This is a genomic window from Streptosporangium sp. H13245 (assembly GCF_055690525.1).
On the sequence record NZ_JBSZKT010000007.1, the window covers coordinates 45,252 to 71,211 of the forward strand.

General features: G+C 71.1%; 27 protein-coding genes. 9 read left to right on the forward strand and 18 right to left on the reverse strand.

Annotation, left to right across the window (positions count from 1 at the left end; genetic code table 11):
* Positions 1-45: 45 nt before the first annotated feature.
* Positions 46-1,320: an MFS transporter gene (locus ACW9TB_RS14585; RefSeq protein ID WP_472748544.1), complete on the reverse strand. Its 1,275-nt coding sequence runs from the start codon at positions 1,318-1,320 to the stop codon at positions 46-48.
* A 163-nt stretch (positions 1,321-1,483) separates the two neighbouring features.
* Positions 1,484-1,963, reverse strand: a complete 480-nt coding sequence (locus tag ACW9TB_RS14590) for a GNAT family N-acetyltransferase (protein WP_472748545.1) — start codon at positions 1,961-1,963, stop codon at positions 1,484-1,486.
* Between the two features lie 26 nt (positions 1,964-1,989).
* Here ACW9TB_RS14590 and ACW9TB_RS14595 point away from each other — a divergent pair, with 26 nt between their 5' ends.
* The gene (locus ACW9TB_RS14595; protein WP_472748546.1) at positions 1,990-2,526 is read left to right on the forward strand and encodes a CGNR zinc finger domain-containing protein; all 537 of its coding nucleotides are present in this window, start codon (positions 1,990-1,992) and stop codon (positions 2,524-2,526) included.
* A gap of 79 nt (positions 2,527-2,605) precedes the next feature.
* On the opposite strand, the gene ACW9TB_RS14600 is transcribed toward ACW9TB_RS14595, so the two are convergent.
* The gene (locus ACW9TB_RS14600) at positions 2,606-2,938 is read right to left on the reverse strand and encodes a winged helix-turn-helix domain-containing protein (protein ID WP_472748547.1); all 333 of its coding nucleotides are present in this window, start codon (positions 2,936-2,938) and stop codon (positions 2,606-2,608) included.
* Positions 2,938-3,414, reverse strand: coding sequence for a hypothetical protein (locus tag ACW9TB_RS14605; RefSeq protein ID WP_472748548.1), 477 nt, complete (start codon positions 3,412-3,414; stop codon positions 2,938-2,940). Before ACW9TB_RS14605 ends, ACW9TB_RS14600 begins: the two co-directional genes overlap by 1 nt.
* A 1,505-nt stretch (positions 3,415-4,919) precedes the next feature.
* Between ACW9TB_RS14605 and ACW9TB_RS14610 the strand changes: the two genes are divergently transcribed.
* Positions 4,920-5,672, forward strand: a complete 753-nt coding sequence (locus ACW9TB_RS14610; RefSeq protein ID WP_472748549.1) for an SDR family NAD(P)-dependent oxidoreductase — start codon at positions 4,920-4,922, stop codon at positions 5,670-5,672.
* A gap of 156 nt (positions 5,673-5,828) precedes the next feature.
* Here ACW9TB_RS14610 and ACW9TB_RS14615 read toward each other — a convergent pair whose 3' ends face one another.
* Positions 5,829-7,052, reverse strand: a complete 1,224-nt coding sequence (locus ACW9TB_RS14615; protein WP_472748550.1) for an ABC transporter ATP-binding protein — start codon at positions 7,050-7,052, stop codon at positions 5,829-5,831.
* A 177-nt stretch (positions 7,053-7,229) separates the two neighbouring features.
* On the opposite strand from ACW9TB_RS14615, the gene ACW9TB_RS14620 reads away from it, so the two are divergent.
* Positions 7,230-8,228 carry a LacI family DNA-binding transcriptional regulator gene (locus ACW9TB_RS14620; RefSeq protein ID WP_472748551.1) on the forward strand — a complete coding sequence of 333 codons (999 nt, stop codon included), beginning with the start codon at positions 7,230-7,232 and terminating at the stop codon, positions 8,226-8,228.
* Here ACW9TB_RS14620 and ACW9TB_RS14625 read toward each other — a convergent pair.
* A complete protein-coding gene (locus ACW9TB_RS14625; RefSeq protein ID WP_472748552.1) occupies positions 8,200-8,685 on the reverse strand; it encodes a glutathione peroxidase in 486 nt (161 codons plus the stop codon). The genes ACW9TB_RS14620 and ACW9TB_RS14625 overlap by 29 nt on opposite strands.
* Positions 8,686-8,906: 221 nt before the next feature.
* Between ACW9TB_RS14625 and ACW9TB_RS14630 the strand changes: the two genes are divergently transcribed.
* Both ACW9TB_RS14630 and ACW9TB_RS14635 read left to right on the forward strand, forming a co-directional pair.
* Positions 8,907-9,296: an aggregation-promoting factor C-terminal-like domain-containing protein gene (locus tag ACW9TB_RS14630; RefSeq protein WP_472748553.1), complete on the forward strand. Its 390-nt coding sequence runs from the start codon at positions 8,907-8,909 to the stop codon at positions 9,294-9,296.
* 340 nt (positions 9,297-9,636) lie between these two features.
* On the forward strand, positions 9,637-10,131 hold the full coding sequence (locus ACW9TB_RS14635) for an aggregation-promoting factor C-terminal-like domain-containing protein (protein WP_472748554.1): 495 nt from the start codon (positions 9,637-9,639) through the stop codon (positions 10,129-10,131).
* A 169-nt stretch (positions 10,132-10,300) separates the two neighbouring features.
* On the opposite strand, the gene ACW9TB_RS14640 is transcribed toward ACW9TB_RS14635, so the two are convergent.
* The 4 genes from ACW9TB_RS14640 to ACW9TB_RS14655 all read right to left on the reverse strand — a co-directional run bounded on the left by ACW9TB_RS14640 (position 10,301) and on the right by ACW9TB_RS14655 (position 12,338).
* A complete protein-coding gene (locus ACW9TB_RS14640; protein ID WP_472748555.1) occupies positions 10,301-11,020 on the reverse strand; it encodes a hypothetical protein in 720 nt (239 codons plus the stop codon).
* 24 nt (positions 11,021-11,044) lie between these two features.
* A complete protein-coding gene (locus ACW9TB_RS14645) occupies positions 11,045-11,377 on the reverse strand; it encodes a DUF202 domain-containing protein (RefSeq protein WP_472748556.1) in 333 nt (110 codons plus the stop codon).
* 7 nt (positions 11,378-11,384) lie between these two features.
* Positions 11,385-11,726: a YidH family protein gene (locus tag ACW9TB_RS14650; RefSeq protein WP_472748557.1), complete on the reverse strand. Its 342-nt coding sequence runs from the start codon at positions 11,724-11,726 to the stop codon at positions 11,385-11,387.
* A gap of 210 nt (positions 11,727-11,936) precedes the next feature.
* Positions 11,937-12,338 carry a hypothetical protein gene (locus ACW9TB_RS14655; protein ID WP_472748558.1) on the reverse strand — a complete coding sequence of 134 codons (402 nt, stop codon included), beginning with the start codon at positions 12,336-12,338 and terminating at the stop codon, positions 11,937-11,939.
* Positions 12,339-12,576: 238 nt separating this feature from the next.
* On the opposite strand from ACW9TB_RS14655, the gene ACW9TB_RS14660 reads away from it, so the two are divergent.
* Positions 12,577-12,834, forward strand: a complete 258-nt coding sequence (locus tag ACW9TB_RS14660) for a ubiquitin carboxyl-terminal hydrolase 14 (protein WP_472748559.1) — start codon at positions 12,577-12,579, stop codon at positions 12,832-12,834.
* Here the strand turns inward: ACW9TB_RS14660 and ACW9TB_RS14665 are convergent.
* Positions 12,831-14,414, reverse strand: a complete 1,584-nt coding sequence (locus ACW9TB_RS14665) for a Na+/H+ antiporter (RefSeq protein WP_472748560.1) — start codon at positions 14,412-14,414, stop codon at positions 12,831-12,833. The two genes, ACW9TB_RS14660 and ACW9TB_RS14665, sit on opposite strands and share 4 nt — an antisense overlap.
* A 184-nt stretch (positions 14,415-14,598) precedes the next feature.
* Positions 14,599-16,026, reverse strand: coding sequence for a hypothetical protein (locus ACW9TB_RS14670; protein WP_472748561.1), 1,428 nt, complete (start codon positions 16,024-16,026; stop codon positions 14,599-14,601).
* Between the two features lie 265 nt (positions 16,027-16,291).
* Here ACW9TB_RS14670 and ACW9TB_RS14675 point away from each other — a divergent pair, with 265 nt between their 5' ends.
* A complete protein-coding gene (locus ACW9TB_RS14675) occupies positions 16,292-18,391 on the forward strand; it encodes an ATP-dependent DNA helicase (RefSeq protein ID WP_472748562.1) in 2,100 nt (699 codons plus the stop codon).
* Between the two features lie 324 nt (positions 18,392-18,715).
* Here ACW9TB_RS14675 and aroQ read toward each other — a convergent pair whose 3' ends face one another.
* From aroQ to ACW9TB_RS14700, 5 genes are all read right to left on the reverse strand, one after another.
* Positions 18,716-19,150, reverse strand: a complete 435-nt coding sequence (gene aroQ / locus ACW9TB_RS14680) for a type II 3-dehydroquinate dehydratase (RefSeq protein ID WP_472748747.1) — start codon at positions 19,148-19,150, stop codon at positions 18,716-18,718.
* 272 nt (positions 19,151-19,422) lie between these two features.
* A complete protein-coding gene (aroB, locus tag ACW9TB_RS14685) occupies positions 19,423-20,499 on the reverse strand; it encodes a 3-dehydroquinate synthase (protein WP_472748563.1) in 1,077 nt (358 codons plus the stop codon).
* On the reverse strand, positions 20,496-20,999 hold the full coding sequence (locus tag ACW9TB_RS14690) for a shikimate kinase (protein WP_472748564.1): 504 nt from the start codon (positions 20,997-20,999) through the stop codon (positions 20,496-20,498). The genes aroB and ACW9TB_RS14690 overlap by 4 nt, the downstream gene beginning before the upstream one ends.
* Before the next feature lie 64 nt (positions 21,000-21,063).
* Entirely contained in the window at positions 21,064-22,242 is a 1,179-nt protein-coding gene (gene aroC / locus ACW9TB_RS14695; protein WP_472748565.1) for a chorismate synthase, read from the reverse strand.
* Positions 22,243-22,469: 227 nt separating this feature from the next.
* On the reverse strand, positions 22,470-23,183 hold the full coding sequence (locus ACW9TB_RS14700) for a prepilin peptidase (protein WP_472748566.1): 714 nt from the start codon (positions 23,181-23,183) through the stop codon (positions 22,470-22,472).
* A gap of 146 nt (positions 23,184-23,329) precedes the next feature.
* Between ACW9TB_RS14700 and ACW9TB_RS14705 the strand changes: the two genes are divergently transcribed.
* Together ACW9TB_RS14705 and ACW9TB_RS14710 are read left to right on the forward strand one after the other, a co-directional pair.
* Positions 23,330-24,322 (forward strand): hypothetical protein, encoded by a 993-nt coding sequence (locus ACW9TB_RS14705; RefSeq protein WP_472748567.1) that lies wholly within the window; start codon positions 23,330-23,332, stop codon positions 24,320-24,322.
* The gene (locus ACW9TB_RS14710; protein ID WP_472748568.1) at positions 24,301-25,320 is read left to right on the forward strand and encodes a cation:proton antiporter; all 1,020 of its coding nucleotides are present in this window, start codon (positions 24,301-24,303) and stop codon (positions 25,318-25,320) included. The genes ACW9TB_RS14705 and ACW9TB_RS14710 overlap by 22 nt, the downstream gene beginning before the upstream one ends.
* Here ACW9TB_RS14710 and ACW9TB_RS14715 read toward each other — a convergent pair.
* Complete coding sequence (locus tag ACW9TB_RS14715) at positions 25,241-25,804, reverse strand: SseB family protein (RefSeq protein ID WP_472748569.1); 564 nt, start codon at positions 25,802-25,804, stop codon at positions 25,241-25,243. The genes ACW9TB_RS14710 and ACW9TB_RS14715 overlap by 80 nt on opposite strands.
* Positions 25,805-25,960: the final 156 nt, after the last annotated feature.

Genomic DNA, 25,960 nt, shown 5'->3' on the forward strand with positions numbered 1-25,960 from the left:
CCTGCCGCGTACGCCCATTCTCCCCGGCGGGCCCGATGCCAGAGCCTAGGCGATCGCCCGCCGGCGTTCCCCGCGAGCCGTGACCGTCAGGGCGGCGGCGGTCATCGCGCAGAGCAGGCCCCAGGCCGGTACGAAACTGCCGGTCAGGTCCCTGAGCAGGCCGAGAACGGGCGGCGCCAGGACGACGGCGATCTGGTTGACGGCCATGGCCAGGCCGAGGACGAGTCCCGTCCTGCCCGGCGGCGCCGATTCGGCCACGTAGGCGACCCACGGGCCGTACCAGCCGATCCCGAAGAACCCGAGCCAGACGAACAGCAGGCAGGCCGCCACGGGCGAACGCCCCACCGGGGTCATCAGCGCCGACATCCCTACGATCACGGCGGCCATGCAGGTCAGGACGCAGACGTAGCGCCCGGACCCGCTGCGGTCGCTCCAGGCCGCCAGGCAGACGCGGCCCGCGGCGCCCGCCCCCTGGACCGCCACGAAGACGAGGGCCGCCGTACCCGCCTCGACGGCCGTCGCCTCGTAGAGGTACAGCACGGTCAGGATGCCCACCCCGCTGTGCACCGAGACCATGCTCGTCCCGGACAGGATGATCTTCACCATGGACGGTTCACGGAGCATACGCAGCCGGGCACCGAACCACGACGCGAGCGAGGCGTGCGGCCCCGGGCCACGAGAAGCACCGTCCCGGGGAGGCCTCTGGGAAGCGCCGTCCCGAAGAGGGCTCTGGGCGGGCGGCCGACGGTAGAGGCACATGAAGGCGACGGCTCCCGACAGCGCGACGAGCGCACCGGCCACGAGCGTCGCCCGCCAGCCGAGAGCGGCGGCGAGGACGGGAAGCACGGCCGCGGCGAGGACGCCGCCCAGCGGCAGGCCCGCCTGGCGGATGCCCATCGCCAGTCCCCGCTGGGACGCGCCGAACCAGGACGCCACCGACTTGCCGCCGCCGGGCTGAACGGTGCTGTATCCCGCGCCGACGACCAGCAGGACAAGGAGCAGGGACGCGTACCCCGGCGCCAGGCTGCCCACCCCCAGGCTCACGGCGACGACACAGGCGCCCACCCCGACGACCCAGCGCTCGTTGTGACGGTCCAGCAGCTCCCCTGCCACCAGCAACCCGACCAGGGGGACCAGCTGGGCCGCCGAGAGCAGGAGACCCAGCTGAGCCGTGTTCAGGCTCAGATCGCGTTGCAGGTGGACGCCCATCGCCCCGATGCCCTGCACGAAGAACCCGGAGGCGGCCTGGGTGAAGGTGGCGACACCGAGGATGACCCACCGGTATCGCCACGCGTGGTGCGCCGGCTCGCCGCCGCTCATCCGGCTCCCCGCTCAGGATGACGCGCCACCGGGCCGGTCACGGCCACACGCCCGGTCACCCGGTACGGCCGAGCATCCGTCACAGGCGCGCGGCCGACACCCCGGTACGGCCGGGCGTTCGTCATAGGCGCGCGGCCGGTCACCCGGTACGGCCGGGCGTTCGTCACGGGCGCCAGCACAACGCGGGGTCGGGGTGGTCGAAGAAGCCGAGTTCCCGGTAGAGCGGCTCGCCCTCGCGAGAGGCGTACAGGTCCACCCGGACGGCCTCACGTTCGCGGAACCAGCCGAGCAGGCCCCGCATGATCGCGCGGCTGTGGCCACGCCGCCGGTACGCCGGATCGGTGACCACGCCGATCACGTGCCCGATCCGGCCGTTCCGCGAGTGCGGGCCGGGAAACCACTGCTCGACGGTGCCGATGCCGCAGGCGGCGAGGCCCTCGTCGCCGTCCACGACCAGGACGCACGCGTCGTCCTCCGCCAGCTTCGCCCTCAGAACCTCGGCGAGGACGTCCCGCCAGCCGTCGCCCGCCGACGAGGGATTGAAGAAGTCGCCGCCGAGGTCCTCGAACAGCAACGCCCGCAGGCGTACGAGTTCCGCGACGTCGTCCTCCGACGCCTGCCGTACATCGGTGTGGTGTGTCATGCCGACAAGGGTGATGTAATGGTCTTATGCACCTCAACCCTTACGGCGAAGATGTGGTGAACCTGGCCGCGGACCTGGCCAACCGGCGTCCGGCGACCGCCGGGGAGCTCTCGGACCGCTGCCGCGCCGCCGGGCTCGTACTGGAGCGCCCGGTCACGTCGCGGGACCTGGACCGTACCCACGCCGCGCTGGAGGCGTGGGAGAAGGTCGTCGACGCCACCGACGAGCACGAGCGCGCCGAGCTGCTCAACCGCATGCTGGCGGAGTCCGCCGCCCACCCGCGACTGACCGACCACGCGGGCAGCGGCTGGCACCTGCACTACCGCGACGACAACCGGCCGCTCGGCTCCGTGCTGTTCGCGCTCATCTCCGTGGGCACCGCGCTGCACCTGGCGGGACGGGGCATGCACCGGCTCCGGCGCTGCGCCGTGACCGAGTGCGCCACGATCTTCGCCGACACCTCCCGCACCGGGCGGCAGCGCTACTGCTCCCAGCGATGCGCCAACCGCGACGCGGTCCGCCGACACCGCGCGAGCCGTACGGTCAGCGCTTGGGACGCTTGAGGCGCTTGACCTCGGGATTCCCGGGCCGTGACGGTTCACGCGAGGAAAGGAAAGCCCTGGACGCTCAGGTCTCGTCCGGCTACCTGGCTCTCGCGTCCGGCGCGGTCGCCCGCTCCACCGGGGTGCGCGCGGCCTCCACGATCCGCTCCAGAGCGGCCGCGTGCCGCCGGAAGGCCTCCCTGCCCTCCGGGGTGAGCCGTACGTGGGTGCGCCGGGCACCGTCGTCCCGCGTCTTGCGCACCGCGACGTAACCGGCACCGGCCAGCGCGGAGATCTGCTTGGACAGGGCCGAGTCGCTGGTCTCGACCGCGTCGCGCAGGAAGCCGAAATCCACCCATCCGGCCGGCGCCAGGAGTGCCACGATCGACAGCCGGGCCGGGACGTGCAGGAACTCGTCGAAGGACGGGTCCATCACCCTCGCCCGTCCTGCCGCCGCATGATCGACTTGGCGGCCATGCGGAGCAGCGGCGTGACCGCGACGTACGCCAGGGCCGTGACGGCCGCGGCGAGCGTGTCCTTCGCGGGCAGGCCGAGGGCCTCGGCCGCCCACTCGGACGCGAGAAAGGGCAGCACGGGGCCTGCCGCCCAGCCCAGGTAGAACAGCAGCTCCAGACGGTCGGACACCCCCACGAAGCGCGGGCGCACCGAGGCCCTGCACATGCGGAAATGTTGCGCGAACACCATCCCAACGAACAGGCCCAATCCGAGCACGAGAGCGGGACCGTCCCAGGGTTCCGGGAGGTCGGTCGAGGCGTATCCGATGAACAGGCCCACGGCCATGAGGGTCATGTAGGGGAGGGCGACGAGGTGGCGGGCGAGCTCGTCGCGAGTCCTGTCCTGCAGGCGGCGTATGTCCTGGAGGGTGGTCTGTGCGTCCTGAACGTTCATGGGGGCGTCCTCAGCCGTCCGACTACTTTCCTGCGAGGAAAGTAGCACCTGTTTTCCTTGCGGGAAAGTAGGTTTCACGACAACATTCCGGCCGGTTCCGCTCAGCCCCTGACGAAGGCGCGCGGAGCCTCCCGCCACCTCGAACTCGCCGCGATCCTCGGCACCTCACACCGGCCACCGACCGCGGCCTCCGGTTGACACGCCCCATATCACTTTCACTCAGCGTGACCACCGCGGTGACACCTGACATGCCTTCACACTCGCGACCAGCAGGCCCGCAATGAGAGGAGAAGGAGCACCACGAGCTTCGAGCGTGCCCGACCCCGACTGCTATCTCAACCAGAAAGTCGGGATAAACCTGCAGCTCAAACCCACAGTTGACATCTCTCGACATCGGAACCGACGGGCGCGCACGCCGATCCGATCTTGTGCAATCTGATCCAGAATAGTACGGTGCTGAAGGTACGAATTGCGCAGATAATGGCGAGGCGTCACGATTTATTGGAACGAACTGGCTCTGCAGTATCTCAACGGGGATGACAGCTCGGCGACGAACTCGGGGAAGGGGCAGCCTCGGTTCGTCCATCGGCGGCCATCTGACTGCTGCCTCGAAACATGTCAGTCGACCAAATCGACAAACCATACCGTGTGGCCACACGAGCTCGAATTCGACGCCTCGCAGCGCCTTCTTCAAAGGTCCATCGAACGAGGGGAACAGTGTGCGACGCGCTCTAACACAGACGGCGGCAACCCTGATGGCGGCGGCAGCCTTGATGGCCGGAGGAACCCTCCTCTCGGCTCCCGCACAAGCAGAATCAGGGAGCCAAATACAGGCCCAGGCCCCAAGCGCGGGCGTGTGGGTGAATTACAAAAACTACGCCACACACGGAGCCTGCAGGCAGCAGGGGCGCGAAATGCTGGGCGCCGGAGTCGTCATCGACTTTACCTGCGATTGGAACAGCCCCTCGTGGCTGCTGCGGGTCCGCATTGAGTAAGTAAGGCCGCGGCACCCGTATTCTCAAGTGGCGATAGCGAGCCGCCGGGCTCGCTATCGCCGACCAACCGCCGGGTCGGCACCTCATGGTCGAAGCTCGCGAACACGGCCCGCCCGATCACGGTGACTTTAGCGTCAGCGATCTTGGGCACTTTCTGTTGAAACAGGTGGGCGGTCGCCGAGACCGAGTCATCAAGCTCTTGCTCGATGACGCGCTGCGTCCATATCGCGGCGACACAACCATCCGAGCCGCGCGGAGCACCTCGGAAGGACCTGTAGACGATCGGGCCGTGCTCGGCGGCGAACTTACGCGCCTTGGCAATCAGGCCAGTCCGAGCCGAGCGGCCGTCTGGAGCTGGGCGGGCTTGAAGTCGGCACGGGTATTCGCCGCCGGTCGTCCTGAGTCTGGCCAAGAACGGTCAGGCCGCTCACCGAGGTGAAATCCCCGAGCTGATCTCTCGCACCGATGCGGGACGGCCGGGACCGGTCGTGTCGTCCCTAGACTGCAGGCATGCCAACCGCACTGATCACGGGGGCGACGGCCGGCATCGGTGCCGCCTTCGCCCGCCGCCTGGCCGCCGACGGATTCTCACTCGTCCTGGTGGCCCGCGACGAGAAACGTCTCGTCTCCGTCGCCGAGGAGCTACGCCTGCGGTACGGGGTGAGCAGCGAGGTGCTCACCGCCGACCTGGTGACCGACGAGGGCCTGGAGGCGGTGGAGCGGCGGCTCCGCGAGGGGGTGGACCTGCTGATCAACAACGCGGGGTTCGGCCACCGGGGTCACTTCCTCGACGTACCCGCAGAGGAGGAGATGCGGATGCTCAAGCTGCACTGCGAGGCGGTGCTGCGGCTGACGCTGGCGGCGCTGCCGGGGATGCGGGAGCGGGACCGGGGCGCGGTGATCAACGTGGCCTCGGTGGCGGCGTTCTTCACCCGGGGCTCCTACAGCGCGTCCAAGGCGTGGGTGGTCAGCTTCAGCGAGTCCACGGCCATCGAGATGGCCGGGAGCCGCGTGCGGGTCATGGCGCTGTGCCCGGGGTTCGTGCACACCGAGTTCCACGAGCGCGCCTCGATGGACAAGTCGGGCATCCCCGAGTTCTTCTGGCTGTCGGCGGACAACGTCGTCCGCGAGGCGATGCGCGACCTTGCCCGTGGCGTACGGGTGAGCATCCCCGACCTTCGCTACAAGGTGATCGTCAGGGTCGGCAGGCTGCTCCCCCTCGGCCTGATCGGCCAGTTCTCGCGCCGCCTCGCCCGCCGCTGAGCTGAGCAAGGCCGCCGAACAGCCGACGGAAGGCCGGAGGACCGACGGCAAAAGACGGAAAGGGCCCGCGCCACGGGAGGGGGTCGTGGCGCGGGCCCTTCCGGCCTGCGGTGATGGTCGAGAACGGGCCCTGGCAGCGGCGGCCCGCTCGGCGGATCAGACGCGGGCGTTGGCCTCGTGACCGATCGCCAGACCCGAGACCGGGTCGAAGAAGTGCAGGTTGTGGGTGTCGACGATCAGCTCGATGTTCTGGCCGGGACGGACGTGGCTGCGGGAGTTGACCCGGGCGGTCCACAGCGACTTGTCGCCCACCAGCGGCAGCGTCGCGTCCTCCTCGCCGTCGTCGGCGGCGGCGGCCACCGTGTCCTGGTGCTGGACCGGCGGGGCGTCGATCAGGAACAGCACGTTGATCTCGGAGCCCAGCTCCTCGGTGACCTCGGCGCGGACCGGCAGGCGGACCCAGCCGGAGGACGAGCCGTTGGCGGCGATCGAGTCGTCGAAGTCGGAGGGGCGGATGCCCAGGATGATCTGCTTGCCGAAGTACTGGTCGAGGCCCTGCTTCTCGGTGAAGGTCTCGGCCGGAACCGGCAGCTTGAAGCCCGCGAAGGTGACGGCCGCGCCGCCGCCGTCGCTGCGCACCAGCTCGGCGTTGACGAAGTTCATCGACGGGGAGCCCATGAAGCCCGCGACGAACAGGTTGACCGGCTTGTCGAAGAGGTTCTGCGGGGTGTCGACCTGCTGGAGCAGGCCGTCGCGCAGCACGCAGACGCGGTCGCCGAGGGTCATGGCCTCGACCTGGTCGTGGGTGACGTAGACGGTCGTCACGCCCAGGCGCTCGTGCAGGGTGTTGAGGGAGGCGCGCATGGAGACACGGAGCTTGGCGTCCAGGTTGGACAGCGGCTCGTCCATGAGGAAGGCCTGCGGCTCGCGCACGATGGCGCGGCCCATGGCGACACGCTGGCGCTGGCCACCGGAGAGGGCGGCGGGCTTGCGCTTGAGGTACTGGTCGAGGCCGAGCATCTTGGCGGCCTCGCCGACGCGCTTGGCGATCTCCGCCTTGGGCATCTTGCGGAGCTTCAGACCGAAGGCGAGGTTCTCCTCGACGGTCATGTGCGGGTAGAGCGCGTAGTTCTGGAAGACCATGGCGATGTCACGGTCCTTCGGGGGGAGGTGGTTGACCACCCGGTCGCCGATGGCGATCTCGCCGCCACTGATGTCCTCAAGCCCGGCGATCATCCGCAGGGCGGTGGACTTGCCACATCCGGAGGGACCGACCAGCACCATGAACTCCCCGTCCTTGATCTCAAGGTCGAGGCCGTTCACGGCTTTGACGCCGCCCGCGTAGATCTTGTCGACTTTGCTGAGAACGATGGATGCCATGGAAGTCCTTGTCGCCTCGGGCCAACCCCGCGTTCACCCGATATTGGATACGTTTTCATGCATCTCATCGGAAACGGACATCCGTGTCAAGAGGTTGCCCGGTTCTGGCCTGTCAGCAGGACAGTCGTTGTCGTTCCGCACTGGATTGAGCCCGGAAATCATGATGGAATCGTTTCCATGAACATGCGTCGTACGACGATCAAGGACGTCGCCGGGGCAGCCGGGGTGGGGGTCGCCACGGTGTCCCGGGTTCTGTCCGGCGGGTCGGCCAGCTCGGAGACCAGGGAGCGGGTGCTGACCGTCGCCGCCCAGCTCGACTACCGGCCCAGCGCGCTCGGGCGCAACCTGCGCCAGCGGCGTTCGGGCGGCATCGGGCTGCTGCTGCCCGACATCACCGACACCTTCTACGGCCGGGTGGCCGACGGCGTTCTCGCCTGCGCGCGCTCGGCGGGCGAGCCGGTGATCGTGGGCGCGACCGGCGACGACCCGGAGTGCGAGGCCGAGCTGATCGGCATGCTGCTGGAGCAGGGCGTGGACCGGGTGATCGCGATCCCCTCGGGCGACGGCGACAGCTGGGCGCCGACCCTGCGGGCCGGGGTGATCACGGTGTTCGCGCACCGGCTCTCGGCCGGGCGCGACGACATCCCCGCGGTGGTCGCCGACGACCGCGCGGGGGTCAGGACGGCCGTCGACTATCTGACGGGGCTGGGACACCGGCGCATCGCCTATCTGGGCGGCCCGGGGCAGGAGCAGCGCCTGTCGTTCTTCAGGCAGGCCCTGGGGCCCCTCGTCGACGAGGAGCTGGTCGTCGTCGCCCGGGGCAGCCGCGACTCCGCGTACGCCGCCGCGGCCGGACTCTTCCAGCACCGGCCCGACCTGACCGCGGTGCTGGCCGGGGGCAACCTGCTGGGCGAGGCGGCCGTGCTGGCGGCGCGGGAGCTGGACCTGCGCATCCCCAGGGACCTGTCCCTGATCATGTTCGACGACGTGCCCTGGGCGGAGCTGTGCTCACCGCCGCTGACGGTGATCGCCCAGCCCGCCAGGGACATCGGCTACCGCGCCGCCGAGCTGGTGCTGCGCGGCGGCGCCAGGAAGCCACGTGGCGTGCTGCTGCCCACCGAGCTGATCGTCAGGGGCAGCTGCGCGGCTAGAGGGACTTCTCGATCGCCGCGATGAGGGCGGGGTCGCCGGGCTCGACGGCCGGCCGGAACCTGGCCAGCACCTCCCCGTCCCGCGAGACGAGGAACTTCTCGAAGTTCCACTTGACGTCACCGGCCTCCCCCTCGGCGTCGGGGGTGGCGGTCAGCGCGTCGTAGAGGGGGTGCCTGTCGTCGCCGTTGACATCGGTCTTGGCCAGCAGCGGGAAGTCGACACCGTAGGTGGTGGAGCAGAACTCCTGGATCTCCTCGGCCGTGCCCGGCTCCTGGCCGTAGAACTGGTTGCACGGCACGCCGACGACGGTGAAGCCCCGGTCGCCGTAGGTCCGCTGGAGGTCGACGAGACCCGCGTACTGGGGGGTGAGGCCGCATTTGGAGGCGACGTTCACGACGAGGACGGCCCTGTCTCCGGCCAGCGCGGCCAGCGTGGTGGGCGTGTCGGAGAGAGTGCTGATGGCGATATCACGGATTCCCATGATCCGCAGCCTAATCCCCTTGTCACATTTGAGAGTTATGTCGTCCATAAAGTGAAATGTGACTGACGCCACAGGTGAGACGACGCCCGCCTCACCAATGCTTTGATCATTCTCTTACCGATCTTTGACAGGACTCCTGACAGGCGCTGTCGACTGGCCCGCCGCCGAATCGCCGGGCATCGTGTCGGCGGTCCCCAGTCCTCAACGCACAAGGGAGTCCCATGTCGACGCTACGCCGTACCGGTGCGCTGGTGATCACCTCGGTGCTCACCCTCGGCACCACCACGGTCGCCCAGGCGTCCTCGGCGAGACCGGGCAACCAGGCCGTCGCCAGGCCGCTGGTGTCCGCGCACGGCTGGAACAAGAGCCAGTTCGACTGCCTCAGCAGGCTCTGGACCAGGGAGAGCAACTGGAACCACCGCGCCCACAACCGCTCGTCGGGTGCGTACGGCATCCCGCAGGCGCTGCCCGGCGGCAAGATGGCCAGCGCCGGGCGCGACTGGCGCACCAACCCCAGGACGCAGATCAGGTGGGGACTCGGCTACATCAAGCAGCGCTACGGCTCACCGTGCCGGGCGTGGGCCCACTTCGGGACGCGCGGCTGGTACTGATCAGGGAACGGTGCCCTGAAACCCCATGCCGGGGTGATTTTCACACCGTCTCCCAGCATGGGCGATTCGCCGGTCGTAATCGGCCCTTCTCCGAATCACCCGTAGATCCCGAAGATCGGGCAAACACCTTCCCTTCGCGTGTCCCATCCGCCGTTCGGCGCTCTCTCGCGTACTAGAAAGCCGCCTAGAGAGATCGCCGCGGCGTCTCATGCCGGAAACAGGCCGGAGAGACCGCGCGGACGTCCCCGTCCGAGCCACGGGCGCCGGATCGTCAGGATGCGGGAGGACACCCACGTGCCCTCCCGCGCCTTCCGCACGCGGCCCGAGGACAAGGATCCACGTGAACAGCTACCGCGTTCTGCGCAACACCGTCGTGACCGTGCTGGCCGCCTCGACAATGGTCGGCCCGTCCACGACGGGACAGGCTGAGAGCACCTCCGAGACGTCCAGGAAAGGGACGGCGAGGACGGTGCACCGGCTCACCTGGGTCACCCAGGTCAAGCCAAGGGTGAAAGCGGTCGCGAGAACCGCGAAAGGCAGGAACAAGACGATCGCCTATCGTCTCGTGTCCCGCCGGGCGTGGCCGCACAGCCAGTTCCGCTGCCTGGACAGTCTCTGGACCAGGGAGAGCAACTGGAACCACCGCGCGTACAACCGATCGTCGGGTGCGTACGGCATCCCGCAGGCGCTGCCCGGCTCGAAGATGGGCGGCAGCGGCAGGGACTGGCGCTACAACCCGAGCACACAGATCCACTGGGGTCTGAACTACATCAAGAGCCGCTACGGGTCACCGTGCGGCGCGTGGGGTCACTTCCGGTCGAGCAACTGGTACTGACCCATCAGGAGAGTGTCCAGGGGAAGGGAACGCTCTCCTGACGCCCGGGGCCCCAGGGCCCCGGGCGTCACCCCCCGGAAACCGGCCGCGTTCGCCTTCTGACCGGTACGGTCGTGTTCGCCTATTGATCGGTACGGTCGCTTGCACCTCTTGACCGGCCACAGCCCTGTCACGGCAGATCGAGGGCGCTCAGGCCCAGCAGGAGTGCCTGCCGGTCGCGGGTGGTCAGTGTCTCGTACGGCCGCGCGGCGCGGCGGTTCGTCTCCGCCTCGATCCGGTCGCGGACGGGTCCCGGGGGCAGGGCGATGATCTGGGCCGCGGTGAGCCCCTCCCGCCGCCACGCCTCGGCGTGCGCGTCGGCGCGGTGGTAGCGCAGCACGGCCAGCCGGTTGAACAGCAGCACGCCCGGCGGGGTCCCCACCGGCTCGTGGGGCGGTGAGGCCTGGGCGAAGGCCGCGCCTCCTCCGGCCGTACCGGGCTCCAGGAGCCTCCCCGCGAGATCGGCCAGCTCGGCCAGCCGGTCGGCCTGGGCGGCCCACAGCTCGCCGGTCACCGCCGCGTGCACCTCGTACAGGGAGTCGATGAAGGACAGCGCGGTCGCGGTCGCGTGCAACGCGCCGTCGTCGACCAGGGTCCCCTGGGCGATCTGTACGTCGATCTCCGGCCGGGTGACGGGGTTGTAGCGGTAGAGGGCGGCCAGCCCCTCGACGGTGAGCGGCCTGGCGGGGAGCACGAATCGAAGATCGACCAGCAGGTCCGTCTGGAGGCCGGACCGCTCGGTGAGTTCCCTGCTGAGCGGCCTGCTCGCGATGTGGACGCCGAGATTGACCGCGTCGATCAGCGAAGCGATCGACACCGCGTAACCGGGCAGATCGTCGAAGCGTGACATGCTGCGATATCTTGCCGCATTTTTTTACCTTCCGAACCGTCCCAGAACGAAGGCGATGGCTCCGGCCACGGCGGCGAGGGTACCGATCCAGGCGATGAGGGCGTCGGCCCGGTTGTCGAGGGGACGGCTCCCGTGCAGGGCGTCCTGGGCACGCCGGTAGCGGAGGCCCGTGTGGGTCAGCAGCAGGACGGCGCAGAACACGGCCGGGACGAAGGGGATGACGGCCACCTCTGGCGCCCCCGCGCGCAGGGCGACGCCCGCTCCGGCCAGGCTGGTGACGGCCAGCATCGCGGTGGTGCGGACCCAGGCGAGGCGGGTCCGCTCACTCTGCAGGCCCGCGTCCCAGAGCCTGTTCACCGGGGGCTCACCGCGACAGCAGGATGAGGATCAGGGCGAGTACGGCGACCACCGCCACGCCGTACCCGAACAGGGGTGCGAGGGCCGGGGGCGGGAGCGGGGTGGAGCTGCGCAGGGCGCGCTGGACGCGGCGCCAGCGGGGGTAGGCCATCGCGGCGGCGAGGGCGGACAGCGACACCAGGACCACCGCGAGCAGGGTACGCATCCACGGGACGAAGACGTCGGCGGAGACGGCGGCCATGGCCACGCCGCCCGCGCTCAGCGCGAGCGACGTACTCAACCAGGTCAGGTACGTACGTTCGTTGGCAAGGGTGAACCGGGGGTCCGGCTCGTGGTCCGGAGAGTTCATGAACTTTCCTGGGTCTTCATAGGAATGACGGTATTTCAACCACATTCCCCCTAGAGAACCCGGGATTTCCAGAAATGCCCGCAGGCACCTCAGGGCCCGCCCACCCGGGCGGCGGGGCTCACCCGCCACCGGGGCGAGGGGCGCCGACGCGGCGGCCTCACCGGGCCGCGCCGCGCCGGGCCATGTCGTGTCATGCCTTGCCGGCGGGGGTTATCCGCAGGCGTTGGTCAGCTGCTGGACCCACTGCACCGAGTCGGTGGCCACCTTCTGCGCGGCGTCGACGGCACCGTTGGCGTCGGTGACGTTGAAGCCCTCCAGGGTGCCGGAGACGCCCTCGGCGGCCTCCTTCAGCGAGGTGTTGGCCGCCTTGTCGGCCAGGTCACCCAGCTTGGCGCCACCGTCGTTCAGCGCCTTCTCCATCGCGGCGGGGTCGTTGAGCAGCCCGGAGACCTTGGCGGCGGTCTCGGTGACGATGCCCGCGGCCTGCACGCACTGCTGGGCCTTGTCGATGCCCTGGCTCACCTCTTGGATCTCGGAGCAGCCGGTGGTGACGAGGGCGGCGGCCAGCACAGAGGCGGCGAGGACGGGAATTCGTCGCGGAAGGGGTCGCATGTCCCGACCCTACCCAACGAGCCGCCACGACAGGCGCCGCCGTACCGGCTCGTTACCCGCCCGCCCGCTCACGAGCCGGATCACGGGACCGGGACGCGAGGAAGCCACGGGATCAGGACGCGGGCGAACCGCTGGATCACGTACGCGGGAAAGCCGCAGGACCGGGCCCCGGGGAGGTCGCGGAGCCGGAGTGTCCCCCTGGTCGTACGATCATCAGTAGTCACCCGAGGGGGAGAGCATGAAGATCTGTGAGCACATCCTGGAGGCCCAGGACCCGGCACCGCGTACGCCCGAGGGCTGCGAGGAGTGCCTGGCCTCGGGCAGCCGCTGGGTCCACCTGCGCAAGTGCCTGTCCTGCGGGCACATCGGCTGCTGCGACTCGTCGCCCAACAAGCACGCCACCGCCCACTTCCGGCAGACCAGCGACCCGGTCGTCGTCTCGTTCGAGCCGGGCGAGGACTGGCGCTGGTGCTACGTGGACAACGTCATGGGCTAGTCGCGCTCCAGCGTGGCCTCTTCGAAGTCGATCTCGTGGAGGACCCGCTGAAGCACCTCGTCGTCGATGCGCCGGTCGTCGCGGAGGCGTACGAACACGTCGCGCTCGACCACCAGCATCTCCCGGCGGAGCCGCCGGTAGACACTGCTGGGCGTCTCCTCCCCCTCGGGCCCCGTACCTCCGCCCAGACGCTCCCAGGCGCTGAGGGTACGGCGCTCGGCGCGGGTCCTGAGCTGGTCCACGACCTCCCTGTGGAGCTCGTCGACGCCCTCGGCCACCAGCTCGTCCAGCCGGGCGAGCGAGGCCGTGGCCGCGGCCTGCTGCGCGGCCGCCTCCGCCAGGTTGTCGGCGTAGGTCTCCTGGTCGTTGGAGACCTTCAGCCTGCGGATCAGCGCCGGGAACGTCAGGCCCTGGACGAGGAGGGTGCCGATCACCACCGAGAAGGTGAGGAAGAGCAGCAGGTCACGACCGGGGAAGCTCTCGGGAATGGCGAAGGCCGCGGCCAGCGAGACCACGCCGCGCATGCCCGCCCAGCTCACGATGGTCACGTTCTGCCAGGTCGGCGCGTGGGTCTCGGTCATGCGGATCTTCTTGGACAGGATCCGGGGCAGGTAGATGCTGGGCACGACCCAGACCACCCTGGCGACGACCGCGGCGGCGAAGACGGCCAGCGCCATCCCGGCGAGCTTCCACCCGTCGCCCCACTCCAGCCCGCTCATGATCGGCCACATCTGCAGGCCGATCAGCGCGAAGACGATCGTCTCCAGGAAGAAGTCGAGGAAGCGCCAGACCGCGTCGGACAGCAGCCGGGTGCCGAAGCCCGCCCTGGGCATGTGGTGGCCGATGTAGAGGCCGACGATCACCACGACGATCACACCGGAGACGTGCAGGCTCTCGGCCGCCAGGTAGACGGCGAACGGGATGAGCAGCATGACGGTGTTCTCGACGAGCACGTCGCGCAGCCGGACCAGCACCCGGGTCAGGATCCAGGCGAGCGCGAGGCCCATCACCACGCCGCCCGCCGCGGAACGGGCGAAGTCGAGGGCGGCGTCCTGCCAGGTGATGCCCTGCCCGACCGCCGCCGCGATGGCCACCCGGTAGGCGGTGAGCGCGGTGGCGTCGTTGAACAGGCTCTCCCCCACCAGGATGGTGACCACCTTGCGGGGCAGCCCGAGCCTGCGGGCCACGGCGACGGCGGCGACCGCGTCGGGCGGGGCCACGATCGCGCCCAGCGCGAACGCGGCGGCCAGCGGCAGCTGGGGCAGGAGCAGGTGGGTGACCCACCCGATGACCAGCGTGGTGAACAGCACCAGGCCGACCGAGAGCAGCGCGACCGGCCTGCGGAAGTCCTTGAGCCTCAGGTACGAGCTGTCGATCGCCGCCGAGTAGAGCAGCGGGGGCAGGAAGACCAGCAGGACCAGCTGGGGGTCGAGCTCGTAGCCGGGGACGAACGGCGACAGCACCACACCGGCGAGCACCAGCAGCAGCGGCGACGGCCAGCCCTTGCGCCTGGCCACCGCGGCCACCGCGATCCCGACGACCGACACGGCCAGCATCTGCAGCACCGTCGACTCGTCCACGCCACCCCGCCCCGGTAGGGATCGATCAGCTCACGTGCCCCGGCACGCCTCGCGAACCGCCCGGGACGGCCGAGGCCGACACACGGCGCCGGGCTGCGCCCGGCGGACGCCACACGCTATCCCCTCATTCCCCCGGACGCGAAACTTCGCGAACGGGACACGGCCCGGCCGCGTCCCGGGGAGGTCACCAGTCGCGCTGCTCGTCCCGGTTGTCGCGGCGACGGCCCTCGCGGCGCCGGTCGTCGTACTGGCGCTCGTCGTGGCGGCGGTCGTCGTACCGCTCGTCGTAGCGCTGCTCGGGGCGGAGCCTCTCGCCGGTGGAGTGCGGCGGCGGGTCCTGGACGTAGGGGCGGGGCAGCCTCTGGTCGGGCGCGGCCTGGCCGCGCAGCCCCAGCGGGTCGGACGGGTCGACGTCCTGCTGGGCGTACGAGGGCGGCGAGCCGTACAGGTCGCGCAGGTCGGCGGGGTGACCGGCCTGGTGCGGCTGCTGGGTGCCGAACGCGTAGGGATCGGGCTGCGAGGGGGCCGGGTAGCCGCCGTACTGGTCGGCCTGCGGCGGGGTGCCGTAGGCGGCGGCCTGCTGCTGGGCGGCGAACCCGAAGGGGTCGGTCGAGTTCTGCTGCTGTCCCTGCCCGTAGGGGTCGGGCTCCGGCCGCTGGGCGGGCTCGGCGAACTGGGCGGCGAACTGGTCGGGGCGCGGCGTGAACGAGGTGGCCGGCTTCTGACGGGCCGCCGGGGGCGCGAACGGGTCGACGGGCCGGGGCTGGGGCGGCACTCCGTACTGGTCGGGCCGCTGGACGCCGTACTGGTGGTCGGCCTGCGGGGGCGGGGTGCCGTACTGGTCGGCCTGCGGAGCGCCGTAGGCGGCCTGCTGCTGGGCGGGCGGCGCGGCGTAGGGATCCGGCTGCGGGGCGGCGGCGTACGGGTCCGGCTGCTGGGCGCCGTACGGGGCGGGCTGCGCGGGCGGGTAGCGGTCGCCGGACAGCTGGTAGGCGGCCTCGCCGGTGGCGGGGCCCGCGCCGAGCGGCTCGACCTGCGGCGGCTGCCCGTAGGGCAGGGAGTCGTTCACGATCATGTTCTCGCGCGGCACGGCGTCCGAGGAGCCGTACCCCTGGGGCGCCCGCTCCTGCGGCCGGTCAAGCCGGTCGGGTCGGTCGACGGGCGGCGGCACCACGCCTCGCGCGACGAGCACGTCGTTCGGGCCGAGGGCGGCGACCTGGCGGGGTTCGTCCAGCGGCGAGGGGACGTGGCCCGCCTGGTCGGGGTACTGCTGCGGCTGGGCGTAGTCCTCGGGGCGGGGCCGGGCGTACTGGCCGGTGCCGGGATACTCGCCGTAGGGCTGCGGCTCGCCCTGGGGGGGCTGCTCGGCGTGAACGGGCTCGCCCACCTCGTCGGGGTACTGCCCACCGGCCTCGACGAAGCCCTCGTCAAGTGTGTCGACCAGGCGTCCCACATCGTTCATGGGCATGCGGAAACTCGCGGTGCACATCTCGCCGCGCCACAGGCTCAGCACCAGCGTGCCTTCGTGCCAGGTGACCCGGAGCACCCGCTCCTGGCCACGCTCGTCAAAGAACACCTCGCCGAACGACGGCAACGGGACAACTTCCGACATGGAGGACATAGTGCGATAACCAGCCTTTATTCGTCCACTCGACCTCGGGAAACCCTACCGAAACGGTCTTTCCATCCCTATCTTCCGCCTCAGCGGCACCAGAGCGGTAGACCCTCCCTTGACCTTACGAGGATTGATGAGCCGGGTGATCCAGCCAGTTTGCCATGTGACGTGAACCTCGGGTTCCGGAATACGGGTATGCGTCCACGCGGCGACTCGCCGGAGCAGCCGCGGTTGTCGGGGCGAGCGGGTACGGTTGGCTGTCGTGCCGACCGACTCCATCGCCCCATCCGAAGACGTCTCCTCAAAGGTGGATATTCCCCCGGTTGAGGATTTGCTGAACACCGCCGTCGAGGCGGTGGGCGGGGTCGAGCGCCCCGGGCAGATCACCATGGTGAGGGCGGTGCAGCACGCGATCGAGTCGGGCGACCACCTGGCCGTCCAGGCGGGCACGGGCACCGGGAAGTCACTCGCCTACCTGATCCCCTCGATCAGGCACGCGATGACCTCCAAGGGCGCGGTGGTCGTCTCCACCGCCACCATCGCGCTCCAGCGCCAGCTCGTCGACCGCGACCTGCCCCGCCTCGCCAAGGCCCTCGCCCCGCAGCTGCCGCACGAGCCGACGTTCGCGATCCTCAAGGGCCGCCGCAACTACCTGTGCCGCTACAAGGCGAGCGCGGGATGGCCCGACGACGAGCAGGAGCAGCTCTTCGACCCCCGGGAGGTCAACGCGACGGGCCGGATGGTCCAGCGCGTCCAGGAGTGGGCGAACGAGACCGAGACCGGCGACCGCGACGAGCTCGTCCCCGGCGTCAACGAGCAGGCCTGGCGCCAGTTCTCGGTCAGCGCCAGGGAGTGCCTGGGTGCCACCCGCTGCCCGAGCGGCATGGAGTGCTTCGCCGAGCTGGCCCGCGCCCGCGCCGGTGAGTCCGACGTGGTCGTGACCAACCACGCGCTGCTCGCGATCGACGCGATGGAGGACTTCCCGCTCCTGCCCGAGCACGAGGTGGTCGTGGTCGACGAGGCCCACGAGCTGGTCGACCGCGTCACCTCGGTGGTCAGCGGCGAGCTGTCGGAGACGATGCTGACGGTGGCCGCGCGGCGGGTCGGCAAGCTCATCGAGCAGCACCTCGCCGACCGGCTCATGGAGGCGGGCGAGGACCTCAAGGCCCTGCTCGCCGCGGCCCCCGCCGGGCGCCTCGACGAGCTCCCCCAGGTGCTCGGGATGACGCTCGCCCTGATCCGCGACGCGGCGCGGGCGTGCGTCACCGCCCTCGGCCCGCGCAACGGCGACAAGGACGACCCGGAGGGCGCGGGGCTGCGCAGGGCGGCCTTCACCTCGCTGGACGAGGTCCACGACACCGCGCAGCGCATGCTCGACGCCTTCGGCCACGCCGAGGAGATCGACCGGGCCGAGGTGGTCTGGCTGGAGGCGGGCACCGACCGGCGCCCGCCCCTGCTGAGGGTGGCGCCGCTGACGGTGGCGGGCATGCTCCGCGACAAGCTCTTCGGCGACCGTACGGTCATCCTGACCTCGGCCACGCTCGCCCTGGGCGGCGCCTTCGACGGCCTGGCCCGCCAGTGGGGCCTGGGCGGCGGGAAGGACCCTGTGGGAGAGAGGGAGAGCGGAGAAGGCGGGGACGGTGACAAGGACGGCAAGGACGGGAAGAAACGGGGCAAGGGCGGCAAGAGCGGGGCCGGTTGGGCGGGCATCGACGTCGGCTCCCCCTTCGACCACCCGCGCAGCGGCATCCTCTACGTCGCCAAGCACCTGCCCCAGCCGGGCCGCGACGGCCTGCCGGAGGCCTACCTGGAGGAGATCACCGAGCTGATCGAGGCCGCGGGAGGCCGCACCCTCGGCCTGTTCTCCTCGATGCGTGCCGCCAAGGCGGCCACCGAGGCCCTGCGCGACCGGCTGAGCGTGCCGCTGCTCTGCCAGGGCGACGACTCCACGATGCTGCTGGTGAAGCAGTTCGCGGAGGACGAGCCGACCTGCCTGTTCGGCACGCTGTCGCTCTGGCAGGGTGTCGACGTCCCCGGCCCCTCGCTGCGCCTGGTCATCATCGACCGCATCCCCTTCCCCCGCCCGGACGACCCGCTCAGCTCCGCCCGCCAGCGCCACGTCGCGGCCAAGGGCGGCAACGGGTTCATGTCGGTCGCCGCCACCCACGCCGCGCTGCTCCTCGCCCAGGGCGCGGGCCGCCTGCTGCGCAGCCAGCACGACAAGGGCGTGGTCGCGGTGCTCGACCCCCGGCTGGCGACGGCCCGCTACGCCGGGTTCCTGCGCGACTCCCTGCCGCCCTTCTGGCCCACCAACGACCCGGCGAAGGTACGCAGCGCCCTCAAGCGCCTCAACACCCCCTGAGGCCGTCGGCCGTCACCGCCCGCGCGGGTGCCTCGTCACCGGGGTGCCCCGCGCGGGTACGGGCGAAGGGCCGTGCGGACCCGGGTGAGTCCGGGTGCCGGATCCGGGTGCGCGAACCCGCTCGGACCCGGGGCCGGATTCAGCGCGGACCCGGGTGTGCGGATTCGTCCGGCCCCGGACACGAATACGGAGCCCGAGCCCGATGCGGGTCCGGACACGAATACGAAGCCCGGTGTGGGGCCGGGTGCGGGTGCGGAGCCCGATGCGGGCCCGGGGCTCCTTGAGCCGGGGACCCCTGGGCCGGGGATCCTTGAAGGCTCGGGGTCAGGAAGTGGTCTCGGCGATGGCCCGCAGGGCCAGCACGTACGACCTCAGGCCGAAGCCCGCGATGGTGCCGGTCGCCACGGCGGCGACCACCGAGGTGTGCCGGAACTCCTCGCGGGCGGCCGGGTTGCTGATGTGCACCTCGACCAGGGGCGCGGTGCGCTGGGCGATGGCGTCGCGCAGCGCGTAGGAGTAGTGGGTGAACGCCGCCGGGTTCAGCACCACGGGGATCCGTCCGTCGGCCGCCTCGTGCAGCCAGCCCAGCATCTCGGCCTCGTCGTCGGTCTGCCGTACGTCGACCGACAGGCCGAGCTCCCTGCCGGTGTCCCGGCAGAGCGCGGCCAGGTCGGCGAAGGTCTCCGCGCCGTAGACATCCGGCTCGCGGGTGCCGAGCCGCCCCAGGTTGGGGCCGTTGAGCACGTAGACGGGTCTCATCGGGTCACTCACCGCTCCTTGATGGCCGCACGCCTGCCGCGCGGCCGACGCTCCTCGCCGGGCTCCCGCCGGACATCCCCGCGCCGCCGAACAGCCCCGCACCGTCGGACGCCCCTGCCCCGCCGGACACCCCCGCGCCGTCGGACGGCCCTGCCCCGCCGGACGGCTCTGCCCCGCCCACTGCGCTCATCGGACTCGCCTGACGCGACGCGCCGTGCTCATCGGACCCGCTCCGCCCGGCGTACTCACCGGGCTCGCCTGGCGGGCCGTGCTCACCGGGCGACCTCGTGGTAGGCGGCCTCCAGAAGCTCCTCCGGCGGATCGACCAGCGGGGACACCTTCGCCAGGTCGTCCAGGAGGACGAAGCGCAGTTTGGCGCCACGGCTCTTCTTGTCGAGGCGCATGTGGTCGCGCAGCTCGGGCCAGGCCTCGCGGCGGTAGGCGGTGGGCAGCCCGACCGAGGTGAGGATGGACCGGGTCCGCTCCACGACGTCGGCCCCGATCCTGCCGTCCAGGCGGGACAGCTCGGCCGCGTAGACCATGCCGATCGCGACGGCCTCGCCGTGGCGCATCCGGTACTCCTCGACGCGCTCGATGGCGTGCGCCAGCGTGTGGCCGTAGTTGAGGATCTCCCGCAGGCCGCCCTCGCGCAGGTCGGCTCCGACGACGTCGGCCTTGATCTGGATCTTCCGCTCGATCAGCTCGCGGGTGTGCCCGCCCTCGGGACGCCTGGCACCGTCCGGGTCGTCCTCGATGAGTTCGAGGATTCGCGGGTCGGCGATGAAACCGCCCTTGATGATCTCCGCCAGGCCGCCCACGTAGTCGTCGCGGGGCACCGAGACCAGCGTCGCCAGGTCGCACAGCACCCCGGCGGGCGGGTGGAAGGACCCGACCAGGTTCTTGCCCTCGGGGGTGTTGATGCCGGTCTTGCCACCCACCGCCGCGTCGACCATGCCGAGCAGTGTGGTCGGCACCTGCACGACCTTGACGCCGCGCAGCCAGGTGGCGGCGGCGAACCCGGCCAGGTCGGTGGTGGCTCCCCCGCCGACACCGACCACGGCGTCGGAGCGGGTGATCCCCGCGCGCCCGAAGGCCGACCACAGCTCCGCGGCCACCTCGACCGTCTTGGCGCGCTCGGCGTCGGGCACCGGCAGCGCGACGACCTCGTACCCGGCCGCCTCGATCGCGCCGCAGACGGGGCGGGCGATCTCCGGCAGGCTCTCCGGGTGGATCACGGCGACGGTGCTCACCTTCGCGCCGAGCAGTCCGGGCAGCTCACCGAGCACCCCGGTGCCGACCACCACGTCGTACGGGCTCTCGCCGGGGACCTCGATCCTGGAGATCGTCACGGCTTCAGGCCCCCCACGATCTCGTCGGCGATCTCGCCGGGCTCGCGCTCGTCGGTCGCCACGACGATCGTGGCCAGCCCCTCGTAGACGGGGCGCCGGGCGTCCATCAGCTTCTTCAGCTGGCTGCGCGGGTTCAGTACGAGCAGCGGTCGCGCCGAGGCCAGGCCCACCCGCTGGACGGCGTTGGAGAGGCCGACCTCCAGGTAGGCCACCGGATGCCCGGCCAGCAGCTCGCGGGTGGCCTCGGCGAGGATCGCACCGCCGCCGAGGGAGAGCACGCCGTCGTGCTCGGCCAGCGCCCGTCGTACGGCGTCGGCCTCCAGCTCGCGGAAGGTCTCCTCGCCGTCCTCGATGAAGATGTCGCTCACCGGCTTGCCCGCCGTGCGCTCCACGTCGGCGTCGGTGTCGCGGAAGGCGACCCCGAGCCGCTCGGCCAGGAGCTGCCCGACGGTCGACTTGCCCGATCCCGGAGGACCGATCAGCACTACTCGGGGACTCATCCGATCTCCTTCGACGTCGGCCCGACCACCGGGGAACCGGGAGCGGCCCCGCCCGGACGCCCGCTCACTTGATCACCAGCGAGGAGAGGTAACCGGCCAGGTTGCGGGCGACCTCCTCGACGGAGTCGCCGCCGAACTTCTCGATCGCGGCGTCGGCCAGGATCAGCGCGACCATCGCCTCGGCGACGATCGCGGCGGCCGGGACCGCGCACACGTCGGAGCGCTCGTGGTGGGCCTTGGCGGCCTCGCCCGTCAGCACGTCGATGGTGGCCAGCGCCCGGGGGACTGTGGAGATCGGCTTCATCGCCGCGCTGACGCGCAGCGGCTCGCCGTTGGTCATGCCGCCCTCGACGCCACCGGCCCGGTTGGTCATCCGGCGTACGCCGTCGGCGGTGTTCTCGATCTCGTCGTGGGCCAGGGAACCGGGGCGCCTGGCCGTCTCGAACCCGTCGCCGACACCGACGCCCTTGATCGCCTGGATGCCCATCAGACCGGCCGCGAGGCGGGCGTCGAGGCGGCGGTCCCAGTGGGTGTAGCTGCCCAGGCCCGGCGGCAGGCCGTAGGCGATCACCTCGACGACGCCGCCGAGGGTGTCGCCGTCCTTGTGCGCCTTGTCGATCTCGGCGACCATGGCCGCGCTGCCCTCGGGGTCGGCGCAGCGCACCGGATCGTTGTCGATCGCCTCCAGGTCGCGGGGGCCGGGGACGATGCCCCGGGTGGAGGCGGCCCCGCCGATCGAGACGACGTGGCTGACGATGTCGACGCCGAGGGCCTGCTTGAGGAAGCTCCGCGCCACCTGGCCGAGCGCGACGCGGGCGGCGGTCTCGCGGGCGCTGGCCCGGTCGAGCACCGGGCGGGCGTCGTCGAAGCCGTACTTCTGCATCCCGGCGAGATCGGCGTGGCCTGGACGGGGGCGCGAGCGCGGCGCGTTGCGCGCCTGGCCCTCCAGCACGGCCGGGTCGACGGGGTCGGCGGCCATGACCGTCTCCCACTTGGGCCACTCGGTGTTGCCCACCCGGATGGCGATGGGGCTGCCGAGCGTCCGGCCGTGGCGGACCCCGCCCGCGATGGTCACGACGTCCTGCTCGAACTTCATCCGCGCCCCGCGGCCGTAGCCGAGGCGGCGACGGCGCAGCGCCTCGTCCAGCTGTGCCGTGGTCACCTCCACCCCGGCGGGCAGGCCCTCCAGGATCGCGACGAGCTCGGGGCCGTGGGACTCTCCGGCGGTCAACCAGCGCAACATGGTGACAAGTCTTCCACGTGTCGCCCACTGGAATGGCCTCTGTTCACGGGATGAGACATCCGCTGGTGATCGTCATGCCGGAGACCGGCCCCGGGGGCGGGGACGGGGACGGGAAGGACGATCCGGGGAGCGAACGGTCAAAAGACGGGTGCGCCAGGGGCGGGTGGCCTGTGGGTGGCCGTCCGGAAAAAGCCGTCCAGAAAAGGCGGTCCGGCTCAAAGGAGAGGTCAGAGGGCGGTGAGGACCGCGGCCAGGGCGCCCACGGCCATGAAGGGGCCGAAGGGGATCTCGCTCTTGCGGCCCGCGCGGCGCAGCACCATCAGGGTGGCCCCGTAGAGCCCCCCGGCCAGGAGGCCGAGGAAGGCCCCGGCGACCAGGGTGTCCCAGCCCAGCCAGCCGAGGGCCGTACCCAGGCTCGCCGCGAACTTGACGTCGCCCAGACCCATGCCCGCCGGGTTGACCAGGAACAGCACCAGGTAGAAGCCCACCAGGGCGAGACCGCCCAGCCCGGCGCCGAGCAGGTCCCCGAAGCGGCCGTCGGCGAGGGCCGACACGGCCAGCGGGGCGGCGGTCCCCAGGTAGGCGGCCAGGGTGAGCCGGTCGGGCAGCCGGTGGACGGCGGCGTCGACGAAGGACAGCGCGACGGCGACCACCGCCAGCCAGCCGAAGGCGAGCAGCTCCCCCGCCCTCCCGACCGGCGTGATCTCCGCCGTCCCCGCCGGTACGTCCGGCCACAGCGCCCGCAGCGCGAGAGCGGTCAGCACCACGGCGGTGACCCCCTCGACCACCCCGGCCGCGGGCGGGGAGCCGTACCGCTCCTCCCCCTCCGCCACCGAGTGGCGGGCCACCACGAGCCGTGTCCCGAACCCGATCGCCAGACCCGCCAGGGCCGTCAGGACCGCCAGCGCGGAGAGGGCCAGAGGGGTCACCGGGGGGCTCATGGAGCCGACCATAATCCGCGAACCCCCGCCGCGCCGGGGATCCGGCCACTCCGGCCGGTGGGGCGAAGTGACCTCGTGGGTCATTGACGGGGACGGCGATGATCACGGAGGCTGTAGGCATTCCTACCCCCGGAGGGCCGGATCGCGTGGACACGGATCGCTTCAGCAAGCTGCCCGCGGTCATCGCGTCACTCGTTCTCCTGCCGGTGCTGCTCGAACTCCTCGCGTGGTACATCGAGGGCGAGGAGTACGACGTGGCCCGCGCGGTCACCGTGGTCCTGGTGATCGTGGCGCTCGCCCTCATCGCCACCGTGATCGGCCGGATCAGGGCGCGGCTGCCGGTGCTGCTGGTGGCGGCGCTGACGGTCACCGCGGCGGGCGAGGCGGTGCTGGGGTTCGTGGCGGCGTTCGGCCCCGTGCTCTGGCGGGGCGGGGTGCCCGGCGAGCTGCACGGGCTGATCACCGCGGGGGTGAGCGCGTTCGCCGTCGCCACCGGCGTCTACCTGCTCGTCCAGTATCACCGGGGCCTCTACCTCCCGTACCTGGAGGCCGGGATGGGCCCGCTGCCCACCGCCACCAAGCGCAGGGTGATCGGCGAGTCGGAGATCCTGATCCGCACCATGCCGAACATCGGCCCCTCGGTGGAGAAGGCACTGGCCAGCTGCGTGTCCATGGTCGACCAGGACGACCTGCACTTCGTGGCCTACTTCGCCGACCAGCGGTGCCGCTTCTACACCGACGTGCTGGAGGACGCCGACCTGGCCCACTTCTTCCACGAGACCGACCAGGAGGAACGCCGGAAGATCTATCTCAAGGCGGGCAACCAGCTCAACTGGCTCACCCAGCGGCTCAACCGGCAGCTGCGCAGGCTGGAGGGCGGCATCCTCATCCGCACGGTCCTCGACGTGGAGCGCGGGGCCATGTACTTCTACTGGATCGACGAGTCCCGTTACCTCATCGGGGTGACCCTGGACCAGCGCAAGGTCGACGTCTCCGACGACAAGATGGCCAAGCTCGTGGACACGATCCGCGGGCACTTCACCCTGCCCCCGATCAACCAGCGAGAACGCGTCCCGAAGCCTCAGGGACACCTGCGATCCATTCCAAGGAGTGAACGGTGGCCCGAATCGGGCTCTTGATCGTCGTTGTCGGTCTCGGCTGGCTCGCCGCCGACCTGGGTGGTCTGGGCGGTCTGGAGCATTCGAGCGCGTACGTGCTGTTCAGCAGCCTGCTGCTCGCGATCGGCCTGTACGGGAGCACGCACGGGATCGACCGCGCCGAGGCCAGGGAGCACTCCCGGCTGATCGTGCTCGCGGTCACCGTCGGGGTGCTGCTCAAGACCGCGTTCATCGCCGGGGTCGTCTACCTCGTCTCCGGCGACCCCCGGGCGCTGATCATGGCGGTGGTGGTCGCCCAGATCGACCCGCTGTCGGTCGCCGGGGTGATGCGGGACAGCCGTCTCTCGAACCGGGCGAAGACGATCCTCGGGGCGTGGTCCTCCTTCGACGACCCGGTGACGATCATCCTGGCCGTCTACGCGGCGGCGCTGGTGAGCGGCGCTGGAGGCGGCGGCCTGTCGGTTTCGTACTTCGCCGACCTGGGGTTGAACGTGCTGTTCGCGGGCGCGGTCTACCTGCTGTGGCGGCTGGTCAGGAACGCCCCGCCGGTGCTGACCTACGTGACGGCGGCCGGGGCGGTCGTGTCGGCCGCGTGGACCTCCCTCATGCTCGGCCTGGCGACGGCCGGGCTCTATCTGCGCCTGCCCGACGCGCGCTGGCTGGGCCGGGCGGTGAGCGCGGCGTTCGCGCTGTCGGCCTTCCTGATGGGCCTGCTGCTCGTCGGCGGGACGAACATGGGCATGGGCGTGCTGCTCGGGCTGGCCGCGTACGCCGCGCAGATGGTCGCCGCGCTGGTGCTCACCCACGGCCTGCCGATGATCGACCGGGTGCACCTGGGGCTGGCCCAGCAGAACGGGGTGACGGCGGTGATCCTCGCCCTGGTCTTCGAGCGCGACTTCGGCGGGTTCGTCGCGGTGATCGCCCCGGCGATCCTGACGGTCAACGTCGTCCACGCGGTGGCCAACCGAACCGCCGACGCCTGGGGGGCTCGGCGATCTCTTCCATCCGCGCCACGGTGACGCCGGGAACCTCGGTTCCCAGCCGGTCGAGGGTGCCCGACTCGACCGCGGCGAGCGCCCGCAGGAGACCGCCCTCGATCACGAAGGGCACCGGGCCCGCGACGTCGACCACCACCGCCGCGGTGCCCTCGTGCGCGGCGGCCTGGCAGACCTGAAGGATCGTGGCCTGGATGGGCCTGGCGTCGGGGCGCCACCGCCGCAGCGGTTCCGTCCCGGTGAAGGCGAGCACCGCCTCGCGGCCGTCCGCGCCGACGAGCTTCGGGAGAGCCATCTCGCTCTCCTTCTCCTGCCGCAGCCCGTGCTCGCCGATCTCCGACTCCTTGAGCAGGGCGACCACCGGCACGAGCAGCCGGGCCCCGCTCAGCGCGGCGACGACCTCACCGGCCTGCGCCTCCCCCGCGGCGAAGGCCGTGAGCGCGGATGTCACGGCGACGTCGGCGGCGCCGTCGTCGCCGGGGACCAGGGGCTGCGGAATGCTCGGCACGAACCGGGAGCCTACCCGCGTACGGGGAGATGTCCGAGGACCGCTGTGCCGGTGACATGCACCTACCGGCCAGGCCCCGTACGGCCCCGGTGCCGCGCCCGCGGACCGCTGTGCCGGTGACCTGGGCCCCTGCCGGGCGTACGTAGTTTCCCCCAT

Excerpts from the sequence above, each read along its gene's own strand:
- ACW9TB_RS14585 (WP_472748544.1), bottom strand. The coding sequence starts at position 1,320 with ATGAGCGGCGGCGAGCCGGCGCACCACGCGTGGCGATACCGGTGGGTC.
- ACW9TB_RS14590 (WP_472748545.1), bottom strand. The coding sequence starts at position 1,963 with ATGACACACCACACCGATGTACGGCAGGCGTCGGAGGACGACGTCGCG.
- ACW9TB_RS14595 (WP_472748546.1), top strand. The coding sequence starts at position 1,990 with ATGCACCTCAACCCTTACGGCGAAGATGTGGTGAACCTGGCCGCGGAC.
- ACW9TB_RS14600 (WP_472748547.1), bottom strand. The coding sequence starts at position 2,938 with ATGGACCCGTCCTTCGACGAGTTCCTGCACGTCCCGGCCCGGCTGTCG.
- ACW9TB_RS14605 (WP_472748548.1), bottom strand. The coding sequence starts at position 3,414 with ATGAACGTTCAGGACGCACAGACCACCCTCCAGGACATACGCCGCCTG.
- ACW9TB_RS14610 (WP_472748549.1), top strand. The coding sequence starts at position 4,920 with ATGCCAACCGCACTGATCACGGGGGCGACGGCCGGCATCGGTGCCGCC.
- ACW9TB_RS14615 (WP_472748550.1), bottom strand. The coding sequence starts at position 7,052 with ATGGCATCCATCGTTCTCAGCAAAGTCGACAAGATCTACGCGGGCGGC.
- ACW9TB_RS14620 (WP_472748551.1), top strand. The coding sequence starts at position 7,230 with ATGAACATGCGTCGTACGACGATCAAGGACGTCGCCGGGGCAGCCGGG.
- ACW9TB_RS14625 (WP_472748552.1), bottom strand. The coding sequence starts at position 8,685 with ATGGGAATCCGTGATATCGCCATCAGCACTCTCTCCGACACGCCCACC.
- ACW9TB_RS14630 (WP_472748553.1), top strand. The coding sequence starts at position 8,907 with ATGTCGACGCTACGCCGTACCGGTGCGCTGGTGATCACCTCGGTGCTC.
- ACW9TB_RS14640 (WP_472748555.1), bottom strand. The coding sequence starts at position 11,020 with ATGTCACGCTTCGACGATCTGCCCGGTTACGCGGTGTCGATCGCTTCG.
- ACW9TB_RS14650 (WP_472748557.1), bottom strand. The coding sequence starts at position 11,726 with ATGAACTCTCCGGACCACGAGCCGGACCCCCGGTTCACCCTTGCCAAC.
- ACW9TB_RS14655 (WP_472748558.1), bottom strand. The coding sequence starts at position 12,338 with ATGCGACCCCTTCCGCGACGAATTCCCGTCCTCGCCGCCTCTGTGCTG.
- ACW9TB_RS14660 (WP_472748559.1), top strand. The coding sequence starts at position 12,577 with ATGAAGATCTGTGAGCACATCCTGGAGGCCCAGGACCCGGCACCGCGT.
- ACW9TB_RS14670 (WP_472748561.1), bottom strand. The coding sequence starts at position 16,026 with ATGTCGGAAGTTGTCCCGTTGCCGTCGTTCGGCGAGGTGTTCTTTGAC.
- aroQ (WP_472748747.1), bottom strand. The coding sequence starts at position 19,150 with ATGAGACCCGTCTACGTGCTCAACGGCCCCAACCTGGGGCGGCTCGGC.
- ACW9TB_RS14690 (WP_472748564.1), bottom strand. The coding sequence starts at position 20,999 with ATGAGTCCCCGAGTAGTGCTGATCGGTCCTCCGGGATCGGGCAAGTCG.
- aroC (WP_472748565.1), bottom strand. The coding sequence starts at position 22,242 with ATGTTGCGCTGGTTGACCGCCGGAGAGTCCCACGGCCCCGAGCTCGTC.
- ACW9TB_RS14700 (WP_472748566.1), bottom strand. The coding sequence starts at position 23,183 with ATGAGCCCCCCGGTGACCCCTCTGGCCCTCTCCGCGCTGGCGGTCCTG.